This is a genomic window from Thalassoglobus sp. (assembly GCF_048270125.1).
In the GTDB taxonomy this organism is placed as follows: Bacteria; Planctomycetota; Planctomycetia; order Planctomycetales; family Planctomycetaceae; genus Thalassoglobus.
This window is the reverse complement of the sequence record NZ_JBLWTN010000019.1, coordinates 48,008-72,513: the sequence shown is the minus strand read 5'-3', so window position 1 is coordinate 72,513 and position 24,506 is coordinate 48,008. Positions and strand designations below refer to the sequence as shown.

General features: G+C 49.2%; 22 protein-coding genes and 1 pseudogene. 18 read left to right on the top strand and 5 right to left on the bottom strand.

Annotated features, from left to right (window positions below; all coding sequences use genetic code 11):
- Positions 1-157 precede the first annotated feature (157 nt).
- Positions 158-280, top strand: coding sequence for a tRNA lysidine(34) synthetase TilS (tilS, locus tag ACN0YR_RS18065; protein WP_417850664.1), 123 nt, complete (start codon positions 158-160; stop codon positions 278-280).
- A gap of 315 nt (positions 281-595) precedes the next feature.
- Here tilS and ACN0YR_RS18060 read toward each other — a convergent pair.
- Positions 596-931 (bottom strand): annotated as a pseudogene (locus tag ACN0YR_RS18060) (tetratricopeptide repeat protein); the annotation flags it as partial.
- A 231-nt stretch (positions 932-1,162) separates the two neighbouring features.
- Between ACN0YR_RS18060 and ACN0YR_RS18055 the strand changes: the two are divergent.
- The 10 genes from ACN0YR_RS18055 (at position 1,163) to mnhG (ending at position 11,753) form a co-directional block, all read left to right on the top strand.
- The gene (locus ACN0YR_RS18055) at positions 1,163-2,257 is read left to right on the top strand and encodes a hypothetical protein (RefSeq protein ID WP_417850638.1); all 1,095 of its coding nucleotides are present in this window, start codon (positions 1,163-1,165) and stop codon (positions 2,255-2,257) included.
- Between the two features lie 1,470 nt (positions 2,258-3,727).
- A complete protein-coding gene (locus tag ACN0YR_RS18050) occupies positions 3,728-4,774 on the top strand; it encodes a DUF1559 domain-containing protein (protein ID WP_417850637.1) in 1,047 nt (348 codons plus the stop codon).
- 262 nt (positions 4,775-5,036) lie between these two features.
- On the top strand, positions 5,037-5,489 hold the full coding sequence (locus ACN0YR_RS18045) for a carboxypeptidase-like regulatory domain-containing protein (RefSeq protein ID WP_417850636.1): 453 nt from the start codon (positions 5,037-5,039) through the stop codon (positions 5,487-5,489).
- Between the two features lie 345 nt (positions 5,490-5,834).
- The gene (locus ACN0YR_RS18040; protein ID WP_417850635.1) at positions 5,835-8,231 is read left to right on the top strand and encodes a putative monovalent cation/H+ antiporter subunit A; all 2,397 of its coding nucleotides are present in this window, start codon (positions 5,835-5,837) and stop codon (positions 8,229-8,231) included.
- Positions 8,232-8,233: 2 nt separating this feature from the next.
- Complete coding sequence (locus ACN0YR_RS18035; protein WP_417850634.1) at positions 8,234-8,647, top strand: Na+/H+ antiporter subunit B; 414 nt, start codon at positions 8,234-8,236, stop codon at positions 8,645-8,647.
- A 5-nt stretch (positions 8,648-8,652) separates the two neighbouring features.
- On the top strand, positions 8,653-9,000 hold the full coding sequence (locus tag ACN0YR_RS18030) for a Na+/H+ antiporter subunit C (RefSeq protein ID WP_417850633.1): 348 nt from the start codon (positions 8,653-8,655) through the stop codon (positions 8,998-9,000).
- The gene (locus ACN0YR_RS18025) at positions 8,997-10,598 is read left to right on the top strand and encodes a Na+/H+ antiporter subunit D (protein WP_417850632.1); all 1,602 of its coding nucleotides are present in this window, start codon (positions 8,997-8,999) and stop codon (positions 10,596-10,598) included. Before ACN0YR_RS18030 ends, ACN0YR_RS18025 begins: the two co-directional genes overlap by 4 nt.
- A complete protein-coding gene (locus ACN0YR_RS18020; RefSeq protein ID WP_417850631.1) occupies positions 10,598-11,071 on the top strand; it encodes a Na+/H+ antiporter subunit E in 474 nt (157 codons plus the stop codon). Before ACN0YR_RS18025 ends, ACN0YR_RS18020 begins: the two co-directional genes overlap by 1 nt.
- Positions 11,068-11,397, top strand: coding sequence for a monovalent cation/H+ antiporter complex subunit F (locus ACN0YR_RS18015; protein ID WP_417850630.1), 330 nt, complete (start codon positions 11,068-11,070; stop codon positions 11,395-11,397). The genes ACN0YR_RS18020 and ACN0YR_RS18015 overlap by 4 nt, the downstream gene beginning before the upstream one ends.
- Positions 11,394-11,753, top strand: coding sequence for a monovalent cation/H(+) antiporter subunit G (gene mnhG / locus ACN0YR_RS18010; protein WP_417850629.1), 360 nt, complete (start codon positions 11,394-11,396; stop codon positions 11,751-11,753). Before ACN0YR_RS18015 ends, mnhG begins: the two co-directional genes overlap by 4 nt.
- 234 nt (positions 11,754-11,987) lie before the next feature.
- Here mnhG and ACN0YR_RS18005 read toward each other — a convergent pair whose 3' ends face one another.
- The 4 genes from ACN0YR_RS18005 to ACN0YR_RS17990 all read right to left on the bottom strand — a co-directional run bounded on the left by ACN0YR_RS18005 (position 11,988) and on the right by ACN0YR_RS17990 (position 16,621).
- Positions 11,988-14,570, bottom strand: coding sequence for a response regulator (locus ACN0YR_RS18005; protein ID WP_417850628.1), 2,583 nt, complete (start codon positions 14,568-14,570; stop codon positions 11,988-11,990).
- Positions 14,571-14,755: 185 nt separating this feature from the next.
- The gene (locus ACN0YR_RS18000; RefSeq protein ID WP_417850627.1) at positions 14,756-15,376 is read right to left on the bottom strand and encodes a response regulator transcription factor; all 621 of its coding nucleotides are present in this window, start codon (positions 15,374-15,376) and stop codon (positions 14,756-14,758) included.
- A gap of 407 nt (positions 15,377-15,783) precedes the next feature.
- On the bottom strand, positions 15,784-16,080 hold the full coding sequence (locus tag ACN0YR_RS17995) for a branched-chain amino acid aminotransferase (protein ID WP_417850626.1): 297 nt from the start codon (positions 16,078-16,080) through the stop codon (positions 15,784-15,786).
- Between the two features lie 274 nt (positions 16,081-16,354).
- Positions 16,355-16,621, bottom strand: coding sequence for a hypothetical protein (locus tag ACN0YR_RS17990; RefSeq protein ID WP_417850625.1), 267 nt, complete (start codon positions 16,619-16,621; stop codon positions 16,355-16,357).
- A 533-nt stretch (positions 16,622-17,154) separates the two neighbouring features.
- Here ACN0YR_RS17990 and ACN0YR_RS17985 point away from each other — a divergent pair.
- From ACN0YR_RS17985 to ACN0YR_RS17955, 7 genes are all read left to right on the top strand, one after another.
- Positions 17,155-18,369 carry an AAA family ATPase gene (locus ACN0YR_RS17985; RefSeq protein ID WP_417850624.1) on the top strand — a complete coding sequence of 405 codons (1,215 nt, stop codon included), beginning with the start codon at positions 17,155-17,157 and terminating at the stop codon, positions 18,367-18,369.
- A gap of 36 nt (positions 18,370-18,405) precedes the next feature.
- Positions 18,406-19,776: a CpaF family protein gene (locus ACN0YR_RS17980; protein WP_417850623.1), complete on the top strand. Its 1,371-nt coding sequence runs from the start codon at positions 18,406-18,408 to the stop codon at positions 19,774-19,776.
- Between the two features lie 7 nt (positions 19,777-19,783).
- Positions 19,784-20,740 carry a type II secretion system F family protein gene (locus ACN0YR_RS17975; RefSeq protein ID WP_417850622.1) on the top strand — a complete coding sequence of 319 codons (957 nt, stop codon included), beginning with the start codon at positions 19,784-19,786 and terminating at the stop codon, positions 20,738-20,740.
- Between the two features lie 83 nt (positions 20,741-20,823).
- Positions 20,824-21,795 (top strand): type II secretion system F family protein, encoded by a 972-nt coding sequence (locus ACN0YR_RS17970; RefSeq protein WP_417850621.1) that lies wholly within the window; start codon positions 20,824-20,826, stop codon positions 21,793-21,795.
- Positions 21,785-22,243, top strand: a complete 459-nt coding sequence (locus ACN0YR_RS17965) for a TadE family protein (protein WP_417850620.1) — start codon at positions 21,785-21,787, stop codon at positions 22,241-22,243. Before ACN0YR_RS17970 ends, ACN0YR_RS17965 begins: the two co-directional genes overlap by 11 nt.
- 10 nt (positions 22,244-22,253) lie before the next feature.
- Positions 22,254-22,727, top strand: a complete 474-nt coding sequence (locus tag ACN0YR_RS17960; RefSeq protein ID WP_417850619.1) for a TadE/TadG family type IV pilus assembly protein — start codon at positions 22,254-22,256, stop codon at positions 22,725-22,727.
- On the top strand, positions 22,648-24,432 hold the full coding sequence (locus ACN0YR_RS17955) for a pilus assembly protein TadG-related protein (RefSeq protein WP_417850618.1): 1,785 nt from the start codon (positions 22,648-22,650) through the stop codon (positions 24,430-24,432). The genes ACN0YR_RS17960 and ACN0YR_RS17955 overlap by 80 nt, the downstream gene beginning before the upstream one ends.
- Positions 24,433-24,506: the final 74 nt, after the last annotated feature.

Sequence of the window (24,506 nt, the reverse complement as noted above, 5' to 3'; positions counted from 1 at the left end):
CATCGAGACTTGGAAGTATCGTTGTGATGGACGCAGTCGCAGAGTGCCTTAGCCCAATCTTCTCACCGTCAAAAAAATCATGAGACTGTGTATATTCAAATCGTTGAATATGAGTCGCGCCCCACCACTCCAGATCTCTTTCTAAGAATGCTCCTGGCTGAAAGCTCGAAAGATTGAACGCCTTAAAGTTTTCCTCATTGAGTGTAAAGTACCCCCGAAACAAAGGCCCCGTTCGCCACTTTTCTCCCTGATAGGCGATCCACTCTGCTTCAGGTGCTAGAAAGCCCTGGAAACTTTTAGCATCAATGCTGCTAAGTTGGCGGCTAATTGGGGCTAATGTTACATTCGTGTTGTAAAGCACGCCCGTTTCAAGGAAGAATCGGAATCGATCGTCATCGGTTTGAACAACTGGATTCAGCTCGCGATTTCGACGCTCTAGATTTTCTGATTCATCGAATCGCTGTATTTGATAGTCGGTTTGCAGGATTTCTTCCGGGGTAAGCACTTCATAAACCGCGTTGATGGCTTCGCTGGATTGTTGTGGTTCAGGGATACCGAGTTCGCGTAATTGCTTTGCGTAGTCACTTTCCGGGGCAATCTCGTAAACTTTCTGAAAATATGAAAATGCTGCCTGTTGACCTTCTTCATCGGCAATAACCTGCCCATAGTCGAACAAAGCAGCTGCAGAATACGGGTCATTGTCCAGTGACTTTTGAAAAGCCTGCTTGGCACCGGCGATGTCGCCGCGTTTTTGGTAGACCCGCCCCAGTAACCTCCAACTGTCTGCATGAGACGGATTTTCATCGAGACGTTTGAGGAGATATGCCTCAATCGGATCTCCACTTTCACTGGCATTCAGAGTTGGCAACCACAAGGTTCCTGCAATTAGCAGTAACGCGAGCGGCAAACAGATGTTGGGACTCTGGTCCACCTTGGCTCCATAGTGTTCTGAAATATTGGTAGAGAACGTTTGTTTCAGCCCAGTTTAAATTCATCTGTTCCTGTTTTCTCGCTTCTGATACTGTCTTCGATCAAGATAAATAGAGCGAATCGTTTGGGCAATACGAGCTTTCTGCGACATCCAGATACGCCAAAAGCGACAAGAATGGCTGAAAGTCTGAATTTCGGAAATTTTCAAATCATCAGAAAAGGAATTCAATTGATGAAGAAGATGTCTCATACAACAGGACTCATTTTAGTCTTCGGTCTGGCAGCGACACTTGGATCGCAGGCTGAAGCTCAGTTGGGGTTACAGACAAATCAAAGTGCTCGCGTCGCTGCAAATGTGACTGAGCGAGTACGTACTCAAGTTCAACAGCAAGTTCAACAGCAAGTTCAGGCACAAGTCCAATCACAAGTGCAGCAGCAGGTTCATGCTCAGATTCAAGGACAAGTTCAGCAACAGGTTCAAGCTCAAGTCCAGCAGCAATTGCAAACTCAATTGCAACAACAAGTTCAGGCAGCAACGCAAGAACGAGTTCAGGCTCAAAATCAACAACGGGTGCAAACCGGAACTCAATTACGGTTGGACTCCAATTTGGGGCTCGGTCTGGGAGTCGGAGCTCAAACAAACACCCAAATGCGCACAGAGACTGGTGCTGGGAAGGGTGTTGCAGGAGGTCTCTTAGCCCGTCAAAACATGAGAGCGGATGGTGCTGCCGTACTCTCTCTCAACCGACCCGGGATTCCAGTAATTGTCAACGCCCAGGAAATGACACACCTAGACGTGGTCTTTGGGAAGTACAACCCATTTAAACAGCAAGTCGCAGCAGAAAGTAACTTGTCAGGAGGATTGAGCGCAGCAACATCGGCTGCCGCCTCTGCTGCGCAGTCGACACGAAATTCAACTGAAGCTTCCGCCGCAGAACAAGGAAATGACGTCGAAGCTCGCCGTCAAAATGGTGTCGGACTCATCTTCCGCAGCCAGGCTGATCTGGATGCTTCAATTAATACCGCTGTTCGTCAGCGACGTGCGGAAATTGCATCAGTTCGTGACCGTGCTTTAGTCGAAGGCAACGCTGCCCTGTTGGCTCAGGCTGATCAAAATGAGCGGATGTTGGAAGCGTTTTCGACAGCCGAAGCACGCGCTCAAGCTCAGGCGAACACTGCTGTTCAGAATTCAGCGCGTCCCCAAACTCCTCCGGGTGCGATCATTCGAACGAACGCAGAAGCGCAGGGACAAGGACGAGTTGTCGTTCCCGCTGGTGGTCAGAGTCCAAATCGAGCCGCCGAACCAGCTGCAACGCCCCGCAACTAGACAATCGCCCTATCGCACTGAGGTGGTCTGGCAAAGCAGATCAATCGACAATAGCTAAGAAGTGAAACAGCTGATCGGAAACTTTCCGGTCAGCTGTTTTTCGTCCTTGAGACAGAATCTCCCTGATTGGACTGCTGAACGAACAGACTCAAAATAAGCCGGGAGTATGGCTCTTACCGCATGCAACGGAGAACGTCTTGCCGAATCCTCTGTAGCAAGGGACCAAGAAAAAAATTGGCAACTGGATTTGTAAAATTCAGGTTGGAACATCTTGCTAGTCTGTTCGAGAGACTGGTGGTTCGGTCCTGAAACTTCCACTGATAAAATAGAGGCCTCGCTAAAAGAATTATTGGACGCTACGGAAGTCAATCTGCGACAGTTTCCGTAATCAACAAAACTGCGGGCAACGCTTGGCTGGACGTTGTTACAAAACTACCGCACCTGTTGATTGTCGATCACGACTTGCCGTATAATTGGAACGATGACACAAACGCTGAGCTGATCAGCAGATTCAAGGGAATCTTCGATCAGTTACTGAAGTTCGTTCAATGCTTCTCGCGATCGACACTGACGACCGGAAGCATCATTTCGGTTTCCCAGACTGTTCGATGCGTGCCAGGAACTGTTGTTCTGCATCCGCTTAGCAGTCTCGGTCCGAACTAGAGCAGTTTGCTCTACCGTGTGCCCGTGAAGAACGCATTTCTCTAGAACCAGTCCGAAAACCTCTGGAATAGCCGCTTGTCTCAACGTTTGAGTGAGCAATATCAGGTTTCAGGACCAGTTCTAGTAAAATGCTGTTCGCCACGAGGCAGATCCTGCAAACCAATTCGAAAAATGCTCTAATCACCATATGTCTCTCCAGACGGATTCGTGATGCGCTGAATTGTTTGAATCAATCAAACTTCTCGCGAGCACGAAGACCGACATGAACTTCCAGAGGAAAAGCGATTTTTCTCGGAACTTCATCCTCACCAGCCCTTGGAAATTAATTTTCACGCGGCGCGTTTGAGCAGCAATTGCGAGGCGAGAATTTGATAAAGCAATTGGGCTGAAGAAGTCTCTCGCAGCAGCGTTCCGTGATGCTTCCTACGATTTGGTTTTGCAGTTCCCGAAGAAAGGAACGTAACTGATATCGCCTTAGTATCGCCCTACTCGGAACACGAATCGAATATTACGCATGGATAATCCGATCTAGATCCCGCTGAGGGACTGGATATTTCGTGATTTTGAAATATCAATAGCTTATAGCTGCTTCTCATATCACATGATTTTTATCAATAAAAAATGTCTGATGTGAGAACCGGCTGTAATATCAGCGATTCCCCAGTTGACGTAATTTCACGCTTCCTTAACATTGATTAGTTCGCATGCGAACAATTCGCGTGAGCTAAATATTGCATGAAACACAAATAAACAGACAACGACATGAGTGTTCGTTGATGTGACTGAACTTAAAAATTAGAGGAAATCATGAAAAAAAATCGTCGCCAGCATCGTGGCTTTACCTTGATCGAACTCTTGGTTGTGATTGCGATCATCGCAATTTTGGTGGCATTACTCTTACCAGCGGTCCAGCAGGCTCGCGAAGCAGCTCGTCGAACGCAGTGCAAGAACAACTTGAAACAACTGGGATTGGCGTTGCACAACTACCATGACGTGCACAATACATTTCCTTACAGAACTGGTGGTACAAATACGGGTTCAAGCACCTCGAACTGGGGTCGCGGCAGTGGAATGATTAGTCTACTCCCTTATATTGATCAGGCTCCACTCTATAACCAGATCTCAGGCAGTCTGACCATTAACGGAGTGACATATAACCCGTTCGGTCCCGGTCCGTGGATTTCAGATTACACTCCGTGGCAAGCTAAGATCCCTGGATTGCTTTGCCCATCTGATGGACTACACATTTCAACCAATAGTCTTGGAAACAACAGTTACGCTTTCAGTGCTGGAGACAGTGCTGATGTCCTCTCGACAAATCCACGTGGCGTCTTCGGTGTGAACAGCAGCATACGTCTGCGAGGCCTTACCGACGGGTCGAGCAATACGATTCTGATGGCAGAGCGAATTTTCCCGCAAAGATCGAACGACATCGGAATGGTCGCAGTTGCAACTTCGTTCTCAGACACAACCATTATTCCGAACGACTGCCGAGCGATGTACAGCACTTCTAATCGTGCTTATATCACCGGTTCGACTCTCCGAGACTTTGGAGGGGATCGCTGGGCTGACGGTGGTGCAGGTGTCTCGGGTGTCACGACAATCCTTCCGATCAATTCACCTTCCTGTACACAAAACAATCATGAGAACCAACCGGGAATCTACTCATCTGGCAGTCGCCACGTTGGTGGTGCTCAGGTGTTGCTCGGTGACGGAAGTGTTCGCTTCATTAGCGAAAATATCGACTCAGGAAACCTGGGAGTGAATGCTCGGAACATCAGCGGACCAAGCCCTTACGGCGTCTGGGGAGCATTAGGTTCTCGATCCGGTGGCGAGGTCGTAGGCGAATTCTAGTTTGAGTTCCCCTCCCTGCATCGTACTCAGAAAACAGGACCGTTGGGGGTTGCCCCTGCGGTCCTGTTCAAGTTGCTCGCCATCCTGACTCATGTGCAAGCCATGTGCGGTTGAGGTGCGTTCCATACGACGCAGTCAACAGTTGGCTCACAAAAACTTTCTTAACAGTGACCAGTCGCCTTAACAGTGACCAGTCAATTGCGACCAGACAACTGCGACCAGACAACTGCGACCTGTCACCCAACTGGAAGATTCAAAGACCATGAAATACTCAGCTCTCATTTCACTTGCGATGTTAGTGACTTTATCCGCATGTGGAGGAAAGACAGACCCGCTTAAAGCGGCTCGCCCCAAAACTGTCCCCGCCTCAGGAAAAGTGACTTACAATGGAACTCCTGTCGAAGGGGCACAGGTCAACCTGATTCCAGCTTCGAACACCGATCCGGCTGCCTTCGCTCTCACTGAAGCGGATGGGACGTTTACACTCACAACTTTTGACGACGGAGACGGAGCCGTTCCGGGAAACTATCAAGTCACCGTGGTCAAACGGAGCGTGGAAACAATCCTCAACCCTAAAGATCCCAATGGCCCTCCAGTGGGGTCAAAGGAAGAATCCTTCCTTCCGAAAAAGTACGGCAGCGTAGCTTCGACGGACCTTCAGGCGAATATTTCCAGTGACGGGACCGATTCGCTGGAATTCACTCTCACAGATTAACTCATTTGCTCTGATAAACTCTGAACTGGTGAGCGAAATGCCTGAATTCGCACTTTCAGGCACTGAAAAATGACGATTCCACAAGCTTCCGGACTGGTTCTAGGTAATACTGTCAGAGCTTCCGACGAACTGGTGGAAGTGAGGTGTTTTTTCTTGAAAACGCGTAATTTGCGGACGTGAGAAAACACAAAAATGTACTGAAACCTACAATCCCGCTACGACATGACGTTCTAACTCGATCGATCAGCGAAGAATGTTTGCAACTGTCAACGAATCAGACTTGCATTTAACGGCTCGCTTGCGAACACTGTGCAAACTGTTGCAGAAGTCTTTTCAGGATTGCTGATGTTTTTATGGTTACTGGTCATCTTGACCGCTGGCATTTTAGCCCCAGCCGTGAACCGACTTATCGGTTCACGTGGAGGGTGGTGTCTCGCACTGGTTCCGGCAGGGGTGTTTACCTACCTGCTGAAACTGTGGCCATCAGTCATGGATCAACAGGAGGTCTCAGCCTACATTGACTGGGTCCCGACACTGAACCTTGCGGTGTCGCTGCGATTGGATGGCCTGAGCTTGCTATTCGGCCTGATGGTTACCGGAATTGGTGCGCTGATTCTGGTGTATGCAGGAGGTTACCTGAAAGGTGATGACCGTCTCGGGCGGCTGTGGATGCTGTTGCTCTTCTTTATGACGGCGATGCTGGGACTCGTCCTTGCTGACAACCTGCTGACGCTGTTCATCTTCTGGGAATTGACCAGCATCACTTCTTACCTGCTGATCGGCTTCAACAGTGATCGTCCTGAATCCCGAGCCTCTGCCTTGCAGGCATTGCTAGTTACGGGAGGTGGCGGTTTGATACTTCTGCCAGGGCTGCTTCTGCTCGGAGTGGTCGGGAACTCTTTCGAGATTTCGACTCTAGCAGGCAACGCTGAAGCGATTCGTCAACACTCATTATATGCTCCAATTCTGTTAATGATCCTGATCGGAGCATTTACGAAGTCGGCTCAGTTTCCGTTTCATTTCTGGCTGCCTAATGCGATGGCAGCTCCCACACCGATTAGCGCCTACCTTCATTCGGCAACGATGGTCAAAGCAGGGGTCTACCTGATCGCACGGCTCCATCCGGTTTTGGGGGGAACGACAGAATGGTTCTGGATGATTGTTCCAGTTGGCACAATCACCATGGTTCTTGGTGCAGTCCTGGCGTTGCGAGCAACAGACCTGAAGCAAATTCTGGCGTATGCCACCATCAGCGTGCTGGGAACTCTCACGATGCTTCTGGGTATTGGAACTGAAGCAACCTTGACCGCCGCTTTGGCAGTGCTGGTCGCTCATGCTTTCTACAAAGGTGGATTGTTCATGGTCGCCGGAGCGGTCGATCACGCCGTGCATGAACGCGATATTCATAAGCTCGGAGGTCTGCGGTCGGCGATGCCAGTGACGTTTGTGGCGGCTTGCCTGGCTGGGTTTTCAATGTCGGGAGTCTTGCCTACGTTCGGCTTTGTCGCAAAGGAAACCTGGTACGAAGCGATCGGTCATCTGGCCGAAATTCCGTTCCTCACCGCGTCGATACTCTCCAACATTGGTTTAGTCGCCGCTGTGGGACTTGTCTGCATCAAACCATTTTTCGCTCAACGAACCGATGCCACTCAGAAGGCTCATGAAGGTGGTCCAGCGATGTGGGGACCGCCACTCGGTCTCGGTATCGGAGGTTTACTTTTGGGGCTCATGCCAGCACGTATCAGCGAGTTGTTGGCCGCTGGAAGCCATGCTGTCACGGGACATGAAGTCCCAGTACATCTCGCATTATGGCATGGAGTGAACGTAACTCTGCTGCTGTCGTTGTTGACGCTGGCTGGCGGAATCGCGTTGTACTGGCAACGACATCGGCTGGAAGGAATTTATGCGAAGCTTAATCCTGTCATTCAGTATGGGCCCTCGTGGATATATGCCTGGCTTTTAAAAAGCGTCAACCAACTCGCACGTGGGCAAACTGCGATCCTGCAAAACGGTTACCTGCGATTTTATCTGTACACGATGATCGGGATCACTGTTTTCAGTGTATGGACAGCACTGGGAGACAAAATCTTCTCAAATCTGGAGTCAACGCCTCTCGATTATCGTGTCCATGAAGTCCTGCTGGTCGGTTTGATTCTAGCTGCGGCGTTCGCAGCAGTTCGAGCGAAAACATGGTTGCTGGCGGTCGGGTCACTCGGGATTGTTGGCTTTGGCGTCGCGGGCATCTTTGTCTTGTTTGGGGCTCCAGATTTGGCGATGACGCAATTCGTAATCGAAACGCTGACCGTCCTGCTGTTTGTCATGGCATTCTCGCGACTCCCGGAATTTCGTCGTCTCTCTTCTAACCGAACACGGGGGCGCGATGCCCTGATTGCCATTGTGACCGGCGCGACAATCTCAGCGTTACTGATGTTTGCAATGACTGTTCGTGCGGATCGTCCGGTCTCTGAGTACTACGTCGCGAATAGTGTTACGGAGGGGCATGGCCGAAACGTGGTCAACGTGATTCTCGTGGACTTCCGTGCGTTAGATACCCTGGGTGAGATCACCGTATTGGCGATTGCAGCAATTGGTGTTTATTCGCTGTTGATGCTCCGACCGCCCAAACGAACAGAGATCGAGGCTGCACTGGATGAAAGTTCGGATGATTCAACGATGACTGATACCCACACGGCTCAACTCGCGACCGGTTTCAGTCCCGATCCCGATCAGGAGGGAGTGTGACAATGGACTCAGTGATCCTGAAAACTGCCATTCGGTTCCTGTTGCCGTTACTTCTACTTGCGTCGGTGTTCCTATTCCTGCGTGGACACAACGATCCGGGAGGTGGATTCGTCGGCGGTCTCGTGGTCAGCGGAGCAATTGCTCTGTACGCGATCATCGACAGTGCATCAGCCGCGCGACAAATGCTTCGTGTGTCACCTCGTATCCTGATCGGTTCAGGGCTATTGATTTCACTAAGTAGCGGACTAGCACCATTACTGACAGGTCGCCCATTCCTCACCGGTTTGTGGACGACAGCAACAACGGTCGGTCTGGGAGAACTGCACATCGGTACGCCGTTGTTGTTCGATCTCGGAGTTTATCTCGTTGTGACGGGAGTCACTGTCGTCTTTATTTTTTCGCTTCTAGAAGAATAGGACACATGGAAATTGTTTTAGCCATCACAGTCGGCGGATTGTATGCGGCAGGCATCTATATGATGCTGCGTCGTAGCGTCGTGAAATTGTTGATTGGACTCGGACTGCTTAGCCACGCTGCCAACCTGTTGATCTTTACCGCAGGTGGAATCGTTCGTGGTCATGTGCCGGTGATTCCAGCTGGTGAAACGCAGCCTCTCACAAACGTCGCTGACCCTTTGCCCCAAGCTCTGATCCTGACCGCCATCGTAATCAGCTTTGCAGTCCTGGCGTTTGCCCTCGTCCTGGTTTATCGGACGTACCAAACTCTTGGAACCGATGACTTAGACCAACTGAGAGCGACCGACACATGATTGAACAGGTTGCCATTATTCTACCAATCGTGTTGCCCCTGGCCACGATGGCAGTGCTGCTGCTAGTCTGGAAGTCCATTGCCGCTCAACAAGTGATCGGCGTGATTGGTTCGACGCTGCTGATGTTATCTGCAGCTGCGCTGATCTGTCTCGTCGACCGAGATGGAATGATCGTGTTACAGGTGGGAGCTTGGCCTGCTCCGTTTGGAATCACGCTTGTGGCTGATCGATTGAGTTCGATCATGGTGATGCTCGCAGGATTAATGGTCTTCGCGGTGTCGATTTATTCTCTCGTTATGATTGATGACCGTCGTGTCGATTTTGGTTTTCATCCACTCGTTCAGTTGTTGCTGATGGGCGTGTGTGGAGCGTTTCTGACAGGCGACCTGTTCAATCTGTATGTCTGGTTTGAGGTCATGCTGATTGCGTCGTTCGTGCTTTTGACGCTCGGAGGTGAACGGGGGCAACTGGAAGGTGCCATTAAATACGTCACGTTGAATCTCATTTCCTCCGCAGTGTTTCTTGCAGCCATCGGGGTGATCTACGCCGCCACCGGAACGCTGAACATGGCGGACCTCGCTGTGAAACTGCGGAGCTTTACAGATGACGGGACAGTCTCCGTTCTGGCGATGCTGTTTCTGATCGCATTTGGAACGAAAGCGGCCGTGTTCCCACTGTTCTTCTGGCTACCCGCTTCGTATCACACGCCACCTGTAGCCGTCTCAGCGATCTTCGCCGGGCTACTCACGAAAGTTGGAGTGTATTCGCTCATTCGAGCATTCACTCTGTTGTTCGTGACCGATCTGGAATTTACACACAACCTGCTGTTGCTCATCGCTGGTCTGACAATGGTGACTGGCGTTCTCGGAGCGATGGCGCAAAGTGAAATTCGCCGTATTCTGTCGTTTCATATTGTCAGCCAAATTGGCTACATGTTGATGGGACTGGCACTGTACACTCCCCTCGCTTTGGCGGGGTCCATCTTTTACATCATTCACCATATCGTTGTGAAAACGAACTTGTTCCTGATGGCCGGGATTATCGAACGACGTTTCGGAACAGGTCGTCTGGCAGAAATCGGCGGTCTGTATCGATCCGCACCCGTGTTGGCCACGCTGTTCTTCCTCTCAGCGATGTCGCTGGCTGGTGTCCCACCGCTCTCGGGGTTCTTCGCCAAACTGACACTGATCCGAGGTGGTCTGGAAGCGGAAGGCTATGCCATCGTGGTTGTGGCCTTAGCCGTGAGCCTCCTGACTCTGTTCTCGATGACGAAAATTTGGGCTGAAGCATTTTGGAAACCGGCCCCTGAAGATGCCGCGACGGAGACTTCTCAGAATCCCTACACTATGTTTGAGCGATTCAGCTTATTCGGTCCGACTCTCCTTCTGGTCACAATCACAGTGGGGATTGGCGTGATGGCAGGTCCGGTGATGAACGCTTCGATGGCAACTGCCGAGCAGCTTCTCGATCCCGATATTTATATACAGGCCGTACTGCCAGACCAATATTTGATAGAAAAAGAAGGCGATCTTCTCATCGACGACTCGACCTCCGAGCCGCATGGACTTTTACCATCACCACGCGGAGAGACACACTAATGCTCAACTTCTTTTTCAACATCTTTCTGGCACTGGTCTGGGCATTGGCAAACGGACAGATTTCCTTGCCAAGCCTCTCAATCGGTTTCGCTCTTGGCTACTGTGTCCTGTGGTTCTCACAACCGTTGATGGGGCGGTCTCGATACTTTCAACGATTACCAATCGCGATTCGATTTGCTGGTTTCTTTCTCTGGCAATTGATTCTCTCTAATCTCAGAGTCGCCTATGACGTCATCACACCACACCTGTATATGCGACCGGGAATTATCGCGGTGCCGCTGGACGCAAAAACCGACAGGGAAATTACCTTGCTGGCAAACTTGATCACGCTGACACCGGGAACCTTGAGCCTTGATGTGTCTGACGACAAACGTACGCTGTATGTGCATGCCATGTTTGTCGACAGCCCCGAGAGCGTTCGTGACAGCATCAAGAACGGCTTTGAACGGCGATTACTGGAGTTGATTCGATGATGCAGAACATCTTCACACCTGGTGCCACTTCACTCCTGCCGACGCTCGCCACGACCAGCTGGTTGAGCCTCACAGTTCAGGTTTCACTCGTGCTGTTCGTGGTCTCACTCGGGTTTACGTTCATACGTTTGATACTTGGCCCCTCGCTGCCAGACCGTGTCGTCGCACTTGACCTTGCCTCTACATTACTTGTGGGATTGATTGCAGTCAGTGCCATCGAAACTGGAGACGTGATTTTCCTGCGAGTCGCAATGGTCGCGGCATTATTCAGTTTTATCGGAACCATCGGCTTCTGTTGGTACCTGCAACGAGAGACCGACCAATGAGCGATATCGTAACGATCTTCCTGCTGATCACTGGAACCTCCTTCGCTTTGCTGGCGTCGATTGCCGTGGTTCGCATGCCGGACATTTACACACGCATGCACGGTGCGACGAAGAGTGCGACTCTGGGCGTTGGCTGTACACTGCTCGCGGTCGCCATGCGCTTCGCCGACATGGAAACGACCACCGTGACAATTCTGATCATCGGATTTCTATTCCTGACGGCTCCGGTAGCAGCCCACATGATTGGTCGAGCCGCCCACCGAAAACAGGTTCCCAAATGGAGCGGTACGGTCATCGATGAATCTCCGTACGCCGACTCAACAGTTGCTGCAAAAACTGATCAAGTAGATAAGTAACGTAGAAAAACAGCATGGATCAGTAGAAGAAACTGTTAAGACACCCGTGCCGACGCGGGTGAATCCAATTGGCATGCTGAACATTCCGCATCAACGGCTCGTTCGGAAAGAGCTGCGTCTCGTTGGAGTCCGTGCGAATCTTTATTGTCCGCCTTGAGTACCTTCTGGATCAAACTTGACGTCCTTTGCACTGCGAAATCGCCCGGGCATCGCAAAGAGTCTCCAAGATTCAGATTAAGACTTTGTAGAATCCGTGGATTCATTTTGAAGCACCCTCTGAATTGCCTGGACTAACGAGGCTCCGGTGAACGGCTTCTCGAGGATTGGAGGCAAGCTGAGGAGTTGCTCCGTAAGTGTTTCAGAATCGTTGTATCCCGACATCACGAGGATTGGAATTCTGGAATTGATTCGCTTTGCTTCTTGAATCACTTCTGAACCAGACATCCCTGGCATCATGACGTCAGTGAGTATGAGGTCGATCTCCTTGTGGTGATTTTTCAAATGCTCAATCGCGTTTTTCCCATGACGGAAGAGTCGAACTTGATACCCTTTTACTTCAAGGATCCGCGAAACCAGTCTGCCGAGGACTTCTTCGTCCTCGACAACAAGAATTGTTCCTGACCCTTCAGACAATGGAGAGACATTTTCTTGAACATAGCTTGGAGCGATGCCGACCGATGTTCTTGGAAGGTAGATGTCGAAGGTTGTCCCGCAGCCGAGTTCGCTGGTCACGTTCATGAATCCGCCACCTCCGTTGACAATTCCGTAAACGGTTGCCAGCCCTAGCCCGGTACCTTGCTCCACGTTTTTCGTGGTATAGAAGGGTTCGAATATTCGAGATCTCGTTTGTTCGGACATCCCGGTTCCTGTGTCGGTCACACTCATCTTGAGGAAGTCTCCTGGCTGCACTCCGAGATGTAAGTCGAGATCGCCTAACCTCAACTCCTCGTTGGAGAGGCCAATTGTGAAACGTCCTCCATCGGGCATTGCGTCACGAGAATTGGCTGTCAAATTCATCACGACTTGTTCAAGCTCAACGGGATCTAATAGCACGGGATAGCACCCCGGCTCAAAATTTGTTTCGAGGGCGATATTGTCCCCCAGAATTGTCCGCAACATTGGAGACATGCCTGAGATGACTTTGCTTAAGTGCAAACAGGCAGGCTCGCTCTCTCGTTTGCGACTAAAAGCCAGAAACCGTTTCGTCAACGAGGAAGCACGCTGACCTGCCAGTTGGATCTCGTTGAGCAGATCCCATTTTCCTTGACCGGGGTTTAAACCGTACATCGCGAGTTCGGTGTTCCCAAGAATCACAGTCAATAAATTATTGAAATCGTGAGTGATCCCACCAGCCATGACTCCTAAAGCTTCCATTTTCTTCGTTTGACGAAGGTTCTCTCTCTGTTCTTCAATGGTCAGCAGCATCTGTTCACTGGCGATTGAAGCTTTCAGAATTTCTTGGATTGTTCGAAGTGCCTCAGTCTGACCGTACCTTAACGCAGGTTCGAATGGTGTTTCAAAAGTGAGGATGGAATGGACTTCATTTTGATGCAGTAACGGAATCACCACTTCGGCTGTTTGCAATCGCCCCATGCTTTCAGAAAGACTCAGATTCTCAAATCGAAATCCTCCAGAATCATGATGCCAGTAGATTTCTCCTGCCAGGAGTTTTTTGAGCTCGGACCTTGGGAATTCGACTTTGCGAGCCCCTGAATCTGATTGTTTATTGTCCGAGGCCCACTCATCAGTCGCTTCAAAAAGGCAGTCTGCGTCAGTCCGTATCCATCTCGAACCTGAATGGAAATTCAGTGCTCTCCCAATCGTTGACAAGAGACTTAACCAGACGTCTTGCAAGTTCTGTGTTTTTGAAAGAATTGAACAAACAGCCGCTGGGGCACGAAGCCCTTGCTTAACTGCCGAAATCTCACTTTCATCGCGAATCATTAAGATGATTTCAGAGACAGCCTGAGCGGATGAGAGAATCGGAACAATGGAGACTTTGGCCGGAAACTCATTCCCTTCAGCTGTCGAGCAGATGATTTCGCACTGACTCGGCAACTTGTTTGTGACGCTGCGATGGATCGACGTGTCTAATACTTCTTGATGGTCGCTCGTTGCCAAACTGATTTTTGTTCCAAGCACTTTGCTATTCGGCTGTGTAAACATTCGTTCCGCACCGGGATTCCATTTGAGGCACTCATATTGAGTCGAGATTGAAATCATTGCCATGGGGGACGTGTGGAAGAGAGCGGAGCAAATCGCTTCAGATTGTTGAGCCGTTCCGATTTCCTCAATTGTTTTCATCGCCCGAAACAATGTTTTCCCCAGTTGCTTTGCCCAATTAGAAAGTTCCCCTTGATTCAATTTTTCAGACCTTCCCCAAAGAACCAGGAAATCATTGTTTCCTGACCGTTTGGAGATTGGAGCTGCCTCAAGAACGATCTGTTCTGTCTCAGCCACAAAAGGGAGAAATCGCTCAGCTAATAATTGCTTGACCTTCGGCAAGAAGTGGGAGTCCGAAGATTCTGTCAAATTTTGATTGTCGTCCTCGATATTAAATTCAGGAAGACTGGCGGAAACTTTCTTGCCCCCGGAGACTTGCATCTCCCAGACTTTCCTCGATGGGTTCCACATCCAGATTCCGGACTGCAAATGAGAATGCAGGATCTGCAGTTTTGAAAGAGCTTCTCCAAAAAGCGAAATTGGACATTGACCATTAATAGCGCCATCCAAAATTAAATCGCAGATTTCGTTCAGGAAATCGAGACCTCGATTTTGGAAGAGGTCAGCATCTTGAGTTGATTCCGGAATGGCCATGGTCGATTCCTCACTTTGGTCGGACGAGAGAGATTTCAGGTAATTTCAATCGAATCTCGACGTCGTGATCGACACCAATCCAAACCAATGCGGAGATGGGTTCCGAAGGAAATTCTTAAAATTGTCTCATAGATCTTCCCTTCAAGTGATGCATCATGCATTTGAAGTGGAGTGACCTGCTGGTGTTATTTTTTCAGTTCTAATCTGGCCTCAGTGACTTGTTTGACCAACTCAGCAACTGAGTAAGTTTTCATTTTCTTCATCATTCGACTGCGATGTGCCTCGATTGTTTTCACACTGACATTCGAGTTGAATGCCATTTGCTTATTTGACTGCCCCTGAAGAACTCCTTCTAAAACTTCAGATTCACGTTCCGTCAATTGCTCGAGTCGACGGGAGACGGCCAAAGCATTTTCCTTCTGCTGCCTGTTATTCTGATCAAGCTCAATAGCGCGTTGGATTGCATTCAGAAGGACAATATTTTGAAAAGGTTTTTCGATCACATCGACAGCGTTGGACTGCATTGCTCTCACTGCCAGCGGGATATCTCCATGCCCGGTGATTAGAATGCAGGGCAACACAATTCCTAATTGACCAAACGCTTCCAATAATTCGACACCATCCATACCTGGCATCCGCACGTCTGTAATGATGCAGCCAGATCCTGACTGGTAGTTGCCAAGAAAGTCTTCCGCAGAAGCGAATGTCTGACATTCAAGATCCAGACACTGAACGATATTCCGGACCAAGGTCCTCATCTGAAGATCGTCATCGACGACATATACAACGGGATTCAATTCAGACATCAGTAGCTACTCTTCTAAAGCAAATCCAACATTGGCCTGCATCGGCCCTCACCTTCTGCTTCATACAGGAAGCAGTCTCCGAAATCGCAAATCTGATTTCCGTGGGCACGTCAGGCATTCAAAATGCTTTCAACTAACGGTGTTGCCCTGAGAAAGGAAACATTACCTCACTCTCGATTCACTCGCTGACGAAATTACTTGAACCAAGCGAAAAAGCCGACTGAGAGGCGATTGCCATTCAGCCGGCTTGTGAGAGCAGCTAAGAGAGTGGACTTCACGAAAGATGAGAAGAACTGATCCGATTACCTGAATTGCTTTCTCGAACTCTGAAGAGATTACTCATTGCAGAGATCCATAGACGAATTCTCAGGTGATGGCTCGCAGCGACCGTCATCTTTCAAGCTTGCTTACGGGTGCAGGAGGTCGCAGACAATGTCACCTTGGTCACTACAAAAGCTGGGAATGTCTTCAAAGACGTGACCAACTTTTTCTCCGACATGCCCGGTAAGGCCTTGGATGACATAACCCTGATTGATGTGCCCAAATGCAGAGCCGACGGATTCGAGTTCACTCGTAATGTTGAGCGCCAATTCACTCAGACCTACAAGAAGTCCGAGAATCAGAACAGTCGCTACGAGGACCAGCTCAGCAGAAACAATGAATCCAGCTTCGTCCGACAACAGTTGATTGAAGATCATGCTCATAATTCTAACTCCAGGTTTGCCACAAAAACTAACGATGAAAGAAGAGGGAACTGTTCGTGTTGGGTTGTGTCATTCCCTCTCCGGGACACAAAAACTATGTCTTGGATTTGTCAAACATGCTTTCAGTTTTGGCTCAATTGCAGGGTGATCCCTACGTCCCTTCGGGTAAGTCCTACAAGTGCTCAACTCTCTGGTTCTGACTCGCAAAACCAGTAAAAACACTGAGTAAGTCACCAATGGAGAGAAAACCGGCTGGGAAGTTTTTCATTTCAGCTCACACTTCACATTGCTCTGAGACGCTGAATTGACGCACCTCAAGGGTGCTGAACTCACCGGATTTTGAAGTGATCATCGAGAATAAACGCATAAGGTTTGAATTTTGAAATTCTCGCGATTCCAAATTTTTTCCATGAGAGTTTTCGAACTCCTTTATCACGATCAGCGTCGTGCAGTTCATCGCTTTATAAATCGTGATAAGAGGGTGAAGGTGCTCTATCTGACGGTTGGCATGAACAGCTTCAATGCTTGTCATGTCCTTCAATGTCATCCTCAGGACTTGAGAGACAGTTCGCTAAGCGGCAAGCTTCAAACAACTATTCGCAAAACGCTGTCGAGGCAGGCTTCTGGAACTTTGATCACGACGTTGCGAACTCTCAACACGTTGCGAACTCTCAACGCGCTGCAAACTCTCAACACGTTGAGATTCAACAACAGTGAGCAACTATTACGGTTTCTCAGCCCGCTCAAATTGATGAATCGGGAGTTCTCAAGTTTGGAAACACCTCTCTTATCGTTGTAATAATCAGCGAAAACAGGGCTCGTCTGGGTGGGTAGGCATGAATCAATCTGATTGACGCAAGCGACAAATATGACAAGAGATGCGTTGGGAAATTCGTCTGAGCGTAAGTCTAAAATGAGTGTTTTTTAAAGGGCGTCAACGAATTTGAACAAAATGACATTTTGTATCAAAAAAATAAGCCTCGTTCGGAAATAAGGAATAAGTTTAGGGCAGGGTCGACTTCAACCAGTGGAGAAAGATGAAATTTTATCGGGCTACAAACGAAGGGAGGCGTCGTGAAGGCCTTGTTAGTTAGCGACAATATTTGGGTCACTTCCAAGCTTCAAACACTTTTAAATAATTCAAAACTTCTTGAAAGTTGCGTCCATCTCCAACGTCCCCACAACATCACAGCACAACAAAGCACCGAAGGTGACTTCAATGTTCTCTTTCTTGTATTGAGTGATGATTTAGAATGCGCTAAGGGGGATTTATCCTTCTTGAAGCTGGCACTTCACACATATGTGGTTGCTGTCGGAGCTGTCGCCTCACCAGAGGTGATGATCGAACTCCTCCATAGCGGTGCCGACGATTTCCTCAATACTGAGCGCGATCTCGAAGACCAACTGGAGAAGATTCTTAAGAATCTCAAGACACGTCATGGCATCACTCAAAAGCCTAGCAACGTAATCTCTATTCTCGGTGCATCGGGGGGAGTCGGGACGAGTTCCGTCGCAGTCAACATTGCCACTCTCATCGCAGAAACATCTCAGACCGGTTTGATTGACCTGGTCTTAGAGGGTGGGGATCTCGATAAGCTTTTAGGCCTGAAGCCGACGCATACGATTCGAGAATTATGTCAAAACAGCTCAGGGATTGACCACAATCTCATTGAACGATCTGTCGTCAACCACTCATCAGGAGTGTCGTTGCTTGCAGCAGGGAATTCTTCTGGAAACGCCCCGGCGGTCGACATCGAGATGATTCATCAGTTTACGGATCTTTGTCGAGAGCTCTTCAAGAACCTGGTCTTTGACTTAGGTTCGCCTCGACAAGTCGGGAATCATCCCAAACTGTTAGAGCAATCGAAATTAATTCTTCTTCTGTTCCGACCTGACTTCCCCAGCATCTGCAACGCAAGGCAGCAGCTAGAGCAAATTGAATCGATGGGGACGGGTCAGGAAAAAGTGATTCCGGTTGCAAATTTCCAGGGGATGCCAATTCAAATCCCGATTGACAAAGCAGAGGTCATGCTGGGACGAAAAGTGCAATTTGCAATTCCTTATGACCCTTCACTTATGAATCTCTGTGCGAACTGCGGGGTTCCAGCTGTGCTCGAATCGCCAAAGTCGAAGTTCACAAGATCGTTGAAGACGATCGTGGAGAAATTCTCCGAAGAGAAGAGTCCTCCTGCCAGCGCCCCCGAAGAATCCAGCAAGAGCGGTCTTTCCAAAATCGCCTCTAAATCAATGAGTTTCCTCAAATATTCAGTGAGAACATTCTGCTTGTGAAATTCACTCAAATCAACTGCTTCATAGAAGAATCAAATGCAAATCTTATCGGAATCAAACCTTCCATCTAGCGACGTCCCGTCCACGGATCAGAGATCGAATCGAGAGCGGTTTCTGAACCTGAAGCGTGACATCCACAAGCACTTGATCGAAGCTTTAAATTATGATTCATTTGGTGGCCTCAACGACTACGAAATGCGGAAGGAACTCCGTAAAGGGATCGAAGACCTTTGTCGGTTTCGTGGTGACCTGCTCACAAATGCGGACCAGCAAAAACTCGTTGAGGAAGTGATCGATGAAACACTAGGGCTTGGGCCAATTGAACCACTGCTGCGAGACCCGACTGTCAACGACATTTTGATTGATGGTCCGGATCGAGTGTATGTGGAACGTCGAGGACGTCTGGAAGACACTTCGATTCACTTTCATGATCAGGATCACCTCATCGAAATTGTGCAGAGGATTGCGAGCAAAGTGGGACGCCGGCTTGATGAGTCGAGCCCGATGGTCGATGCGCGGCTGGAAGATGGAAGCCGAGTCAATGCAGTCATTCGTCCTTTGGCATTGGATGGAGCACTTGTTTCTATTCGCCGCTTTAGCCAAACCCCGCTCCGCGTTCAGGACCTCATCGCTCGCGGATCAATGACAAAAGAGATCGCGCAGTTCTTAGTTGCATGTGTGCGCGCCAGAATGAACATCATCGTCTCGGGAGGGACTGGTAGTGGAAAATCAACATTACTGAATCTCATCACCGGGTTTATTCCCGATAACGAAAGAATTGTCACCATCGAAGATGCCGCTGAGTTGAAGTTAACGCAGTCAAGAGTCGCCAGGCTCGAAACACGTCCACCGAATCTCGAAGGCAAAGGAGAAGTGACAGCCAGAGACCTGCTCAAGAATTCGTTACGTATGAGACCGGACCGAATCATCGTCGGGGAATGTCGAGGCGAAGAGGCCTTTGACATGCTTCAAGCGATGACGACTGGGCACTCAGGAAGTTTAACGACCATTCATGCGAACAACGCACGTGATGCGATTCGAAGGTTGGAAATGCTGATTGGGATGGCCGGCTATGACCTTCCAGTCTGGTTCATCCACGAACTCATTGGCTCCGCAGTCCAGATCATCGTCCAGTGTGAACGCCTCCCCAGTGGCGAGCGGAAGATCACTCAAGTGACCGAGGTAACCGGTGCCACTGAGAATGTTATTGAATCGCATGATATTTTTCGATTTGAAAAACAAAGCACAGATGCAAGCAGCAATATTTGTGGCGACTTTATTGCAACGGGAATTCGACCTCGATGTCTAGAGGCTCTGAAAGTCTCTGGTTTCGAAGTTCCGTATCACATTTTTGAAGAAGGCAAACTTGTCGTGGAACGTATCGATGGTATCGCCAATAATCAGTGAGATTGCGATGACAAACATCTTAAACGGGTTCAGTCTAACATCGGTCGCATTGTTGATGTCGATGACATCGCTTCTCATGCTCGTCGTTGACTCCTTTTCAAAAAAGAAGCGAATCTCAACTCGAATTCAGAGCGAATTAAAAGAGAGAATTCGGAGTCAGGTCACCAATTCAAAATTATTCAAAGACTGGTCCAATTCTCAAACTGCGATCAATCCCGAGCTGAAACTTTCAATCCACGATCGAATCATTCGCTGCATTGAGCAGGCTGGATTGCAGATTCAGGTGACGGATTTAATCAAACGGTCGGTGATACTCGGATTGCTTTTCGGTTCAACCATCCTCTTTCACGGAAGGATCGAAATCGCTATCGGGCTGACCTGTCTTGGTCTTCTCTTTCCCTGGTGTCATCTTATCTGGCTCAGAAAGCAGCGAATCCAGCAACTGAGAATTCAACTTCCAGAAACTTTCGAAATGATTCGGCGAGCGGTGCAGTCGGGGCAGACCATTCCAAACGCATTAAATGTGATCGCCAAAGAATCGAGTCCACCCATCTCAGATGAGTTCAGTTATTGCTGCGAACAGCAGAGCCTCGGACTTCCCTATGAAACAACTTTGAGAGACTTGGGGAATCGAACGGGTATCATTGAACTTCAGCTCTTTTCAGTTGCGATGGTGCTGCAACGTCAAGCAGGGGGAAACCCAGCAGAGGTGTTGGAAAATCTTTCCGACACGGTCCGAAAACGAATGAAATTAGGCATGAAGGTTAAAGCGATCACCGGCGAGGGCCGGATGCAGGCGCTCGTTCTTTCGCTCCTGCCATTTCTCGCCTTTGGTGGAATCTATGTTTTAGATCCTCAATACGCATCTGTTCTTTTTAACTATCCGAAATTACTCATTGGATTAGCAATCTCAATCATTGTAGGCATTTTGTGGATTCGTCGAATCGTAAATTTCGAATACTGACATCGCACTTTCACAATAACGCAACCTGTTGAATTCAGCACACTGCTCTCATTTTCAACAACTCGATATGCTTGAAAATTCCCATGTCCTCCTTCATGTACTCATTGTTCAATACTTACGCGGGTCTGGCATTCTGCCTTGTCGCCGGCGTGACGTATTTGGTGATGCAATTACTCGACAACTCTGATCACCGAATTCAAAAAAGAATTTCGGAGGAGTCTCGTTCGAAACAGAGCTTCGTAAAGCGTGAGAAAAAAGTTCAACATCGATTGAGCCAATTCATTATCAAGCTTGTGCCAAGCCTCGGGACAAAACAGCTCTCCTCCAATGGAACAGACCATAACCAACTCGCTGACCGGCTGAGAAGTGCTGGATATTACCAACCTCAAGCCGTCCCCATCTTTGTCGGGATGACCTTGCTCCTCGCTGTTCTCCCAACACCTTGTGCATTGATTCTCCTCACCTTCTCTTATTTGACTCCAGAACAGGCTGTTTGGATTGCCTTAATCGGAGGGGGAATAGGCATGTTGCTACCGGGCTTGTGGCTCGATCGTCAAAAGAAACGCCGACTCATCCTTCTTGTCAAAGCGATTCCCGACTTTCTCGATCTGCTCATCACTTGTATGGCGAGCGGGTTAAGCCTTGAAGCTGCAATCAAGCGAGTCAGTGACGAAATTGGGCACGCACATCCTCTACTGCGAAGCGAACTGACACGTGTACAGAACGAAATGAATTTAGGAGAGTCCGTCGATAATGCAATGTTAAGTTTCGCAGAGCGGACTGGTTGCAAACCGATCAAAAGTCTCGCCGTACTTTGTCAGCAATCGCGAAAATATGGAACGAAAATTTCAGATGCGCTCAGGGCTCATGCTGATCTTTTACGGACTCAGCGAGAACTCTTAGCTGAAGAACGGGCTCAGAAAGCGACGGTCAAAATCCTGCTGCCGGTCCTGTTTTTAATTTTCCCTGCAGTCTTTGTCGTCCTGGCTGGTCCGGCAGCCATTGGAATCTGGGAGAACCTGGCAAGTCCCGTTGAGGTGGACGATGCTGAGTAAGCGACCAGCAAAGACGACCCGATCCGTTCCCTCGAAAAACAGGGTTCGCCGCAATGGGACCGCAGCGACTGAGTTGGCGATCACGCTTCCGATGGTACTCACGTTTTTATTGGGGTGCGTCGATTACGGACGGGTGACATACTGGGCAATTTCGGTTTCAAATGCGAATGCGACAGGTTGTTTCTATGGTGCAACGCATCGCCTTTCCAGCCTCAACAGCGAAGCATGGGAAGAGAAAATTCATTCGCTCGTTGCTGAGGAACTTTCAGAAAACCACGGATTCGAGCCCGACAATCTCAGCTCTGAAATCGAAACGGAAGTGGACGCAGATGATATCCTTCTCGTCACGGTTCGAACGAATTATGCGTTTCACACAATTGTGAACTGGCCCGGACTTCCTCATCAGGTCGCTTTGTCTGAATCAGTCACTTTTCGGCAATTTCGGTGATGGGTGAAACATGAAACTCCGAAATTTTTATTCGATCTCGAATTCCGGCAACAAGCAATGTCGACGTGGAGCTTCGGTTGTTGAGGCTGCGATCGTCCTGCCAGTTTTGCTAATGGTGTTGATGGTTGCTCTCGATCTCGCACTCATGGTTCTGGAATACAACACTCTAGCAGAAGGATCCCGGAAACTTGCCAGAGCCGCTTCTCTGCGGGGAGAGTATTCAGAACCAGAAATCACATCCTGGGGACCAGAAACCTACTCTTCCTCAATCGCAGAAGACTCGGTTCAAACTCAAATTGTGAAACCGATTTGCGTAACGATGCCCCATCAAGAAGTCACTGTTCAACTGGAATGGCTCGACGGAGTGAATGAAGCGGACTCGCGAGTGAAAGCGACGGTCAGTTATGTGCACCAGCCAGTCTTTGGACTACTTGGTGCGGACCTGCCGATGCAATCAAGTTCCGTTGTTCGAATCAGGCATTAAGATCATGAAAACATCGACCTCAAATTGCCACAGGACGACTGACCTCAACAACTGCCCCGCGTCGAATGTTCGAGCTGGATCACCATTAAACGACAGGGAAGGTTCCTCGACCTTAGAGCAGCTTCCCTTACCATGTGCCCGTGAAGAACGCATTTCTCTAGTAAAGATACTGTTCGCCACGAGGCAGAACCTGCAAACCAATTCGAAAGATGCTCTAGGCTTCGCACTTCTACGGAAATCAGCCCCGAATCAAAGATCTGGAAAAGTTTTAATTCTAGTTTTGATGGCTTTCCCAATGATCTTGGGGATCATAGGACTCGTCATCGACGGAAGCCTGCTACTTCATGATTTTCGCACGACTCAACATGTGGCAGATGCCGCAGCAACAACTGCTGCCTTTTCAGCATCTCAAGGAGACCCTCCAAATTTCGCACGACAAAAAGCTGAAGAAATCGTTCGCAACTATAACGCGATGGAGAGCGCAGCCATTCAAGTCCACTCCCCTCCAATCTCGGGCGCATACCGGGGAAGAAGCAACTTCTACGAGGTCAATGTCAGCAATGAAACTGACACATTCTTAATGCACCTCACGAACAAGTTCGCATCACGAGGAGTGAGAGCGCGTGCTGTTGCTGGCATTAAAGATGCGACGCCTCCCCTGAGCGTTGTTGTTTTAGACCCCAACCCTGATCCGATCACAATTACAGGTCTCCCACTGACAATTCCGTCACTCCCGAATCATCACTTGGGAGGGATGGAAGTACTTGGACTCGGTCGCGTCAATATTAGTGGGGGAATCGCAATCAACAACGATTGGGGAGGGGTCGATGAACATGGGGAGCCTGTCGGCGAAAACCGGCTCTTAAGAAGTGCTCTCACATGCACGCCGCTTCTGCGGTTAACCAAGCTGAACGCGGAGCACATCCGTGTGACGGGAGGAGTCGACGATCACAGAAACTATGGTCACATTGACGAAGCTGAGGACAATTCTCTGCGCGCGAATATGGGCCCTGCTCCAGATCCTCTCAAGGAATTACCTGTGCCAACCACATTTGAGGATGCAGCAAATGTGGATGAGACTTATCGAGGCTCCGTCGACATTCTGAACTTGCCGATTCTCTCACCGACAGTCGTACTTGAGCCGGGAGTTTATGACTACATCAATATCGTTACTGGACCGGTACGGTTTGAGCCAGGCGTTTACATTATCCGAGGTCAGCATCCAATAACGGGCATCCCACTGAGTGTTCTAGCCGGCCCAATAAATGGCAGAGGAGTGATGTTCTACATTTCAGAGAATCCCACTTTTTCTCCGACCTCGGGCTTGCCAGATATTGGAGAAGATTCTTCGACTCCACCAATCTCGAACCTGCGGGCTTTACTCCCCAGTGCTGTGATCAATGGCGCAGTTCTCGGTGTGAAATTCACTCCACTCTCCGATGCATCGAGTCCTTATGATGGAATATTCATTTTCCAAAACCGCAACAATCGACGCCCCATAGTTTTGCTGACCGAGCAGTTACTCGGCAGTGGGACACTGGCCGGAACCGTATATTCGAAATGGGGTAGCGTGGTACTCGTTGCCAATGGGACACACGATCTCGGTTTCGCCGTTGGCTCAATTCGAATCGTGACAGCGCTTGGGCTTCGTCTCAATCCAACTCTAAAATTTCCTCCGGTGAAAGAAGTCTTCCTAGTTGAATAATTCACAGAACCATCCAGCTATCGTTCGGCGCTCCGAATCTGAATAAGCACAACTGGATGAAATGCAGGATGCTA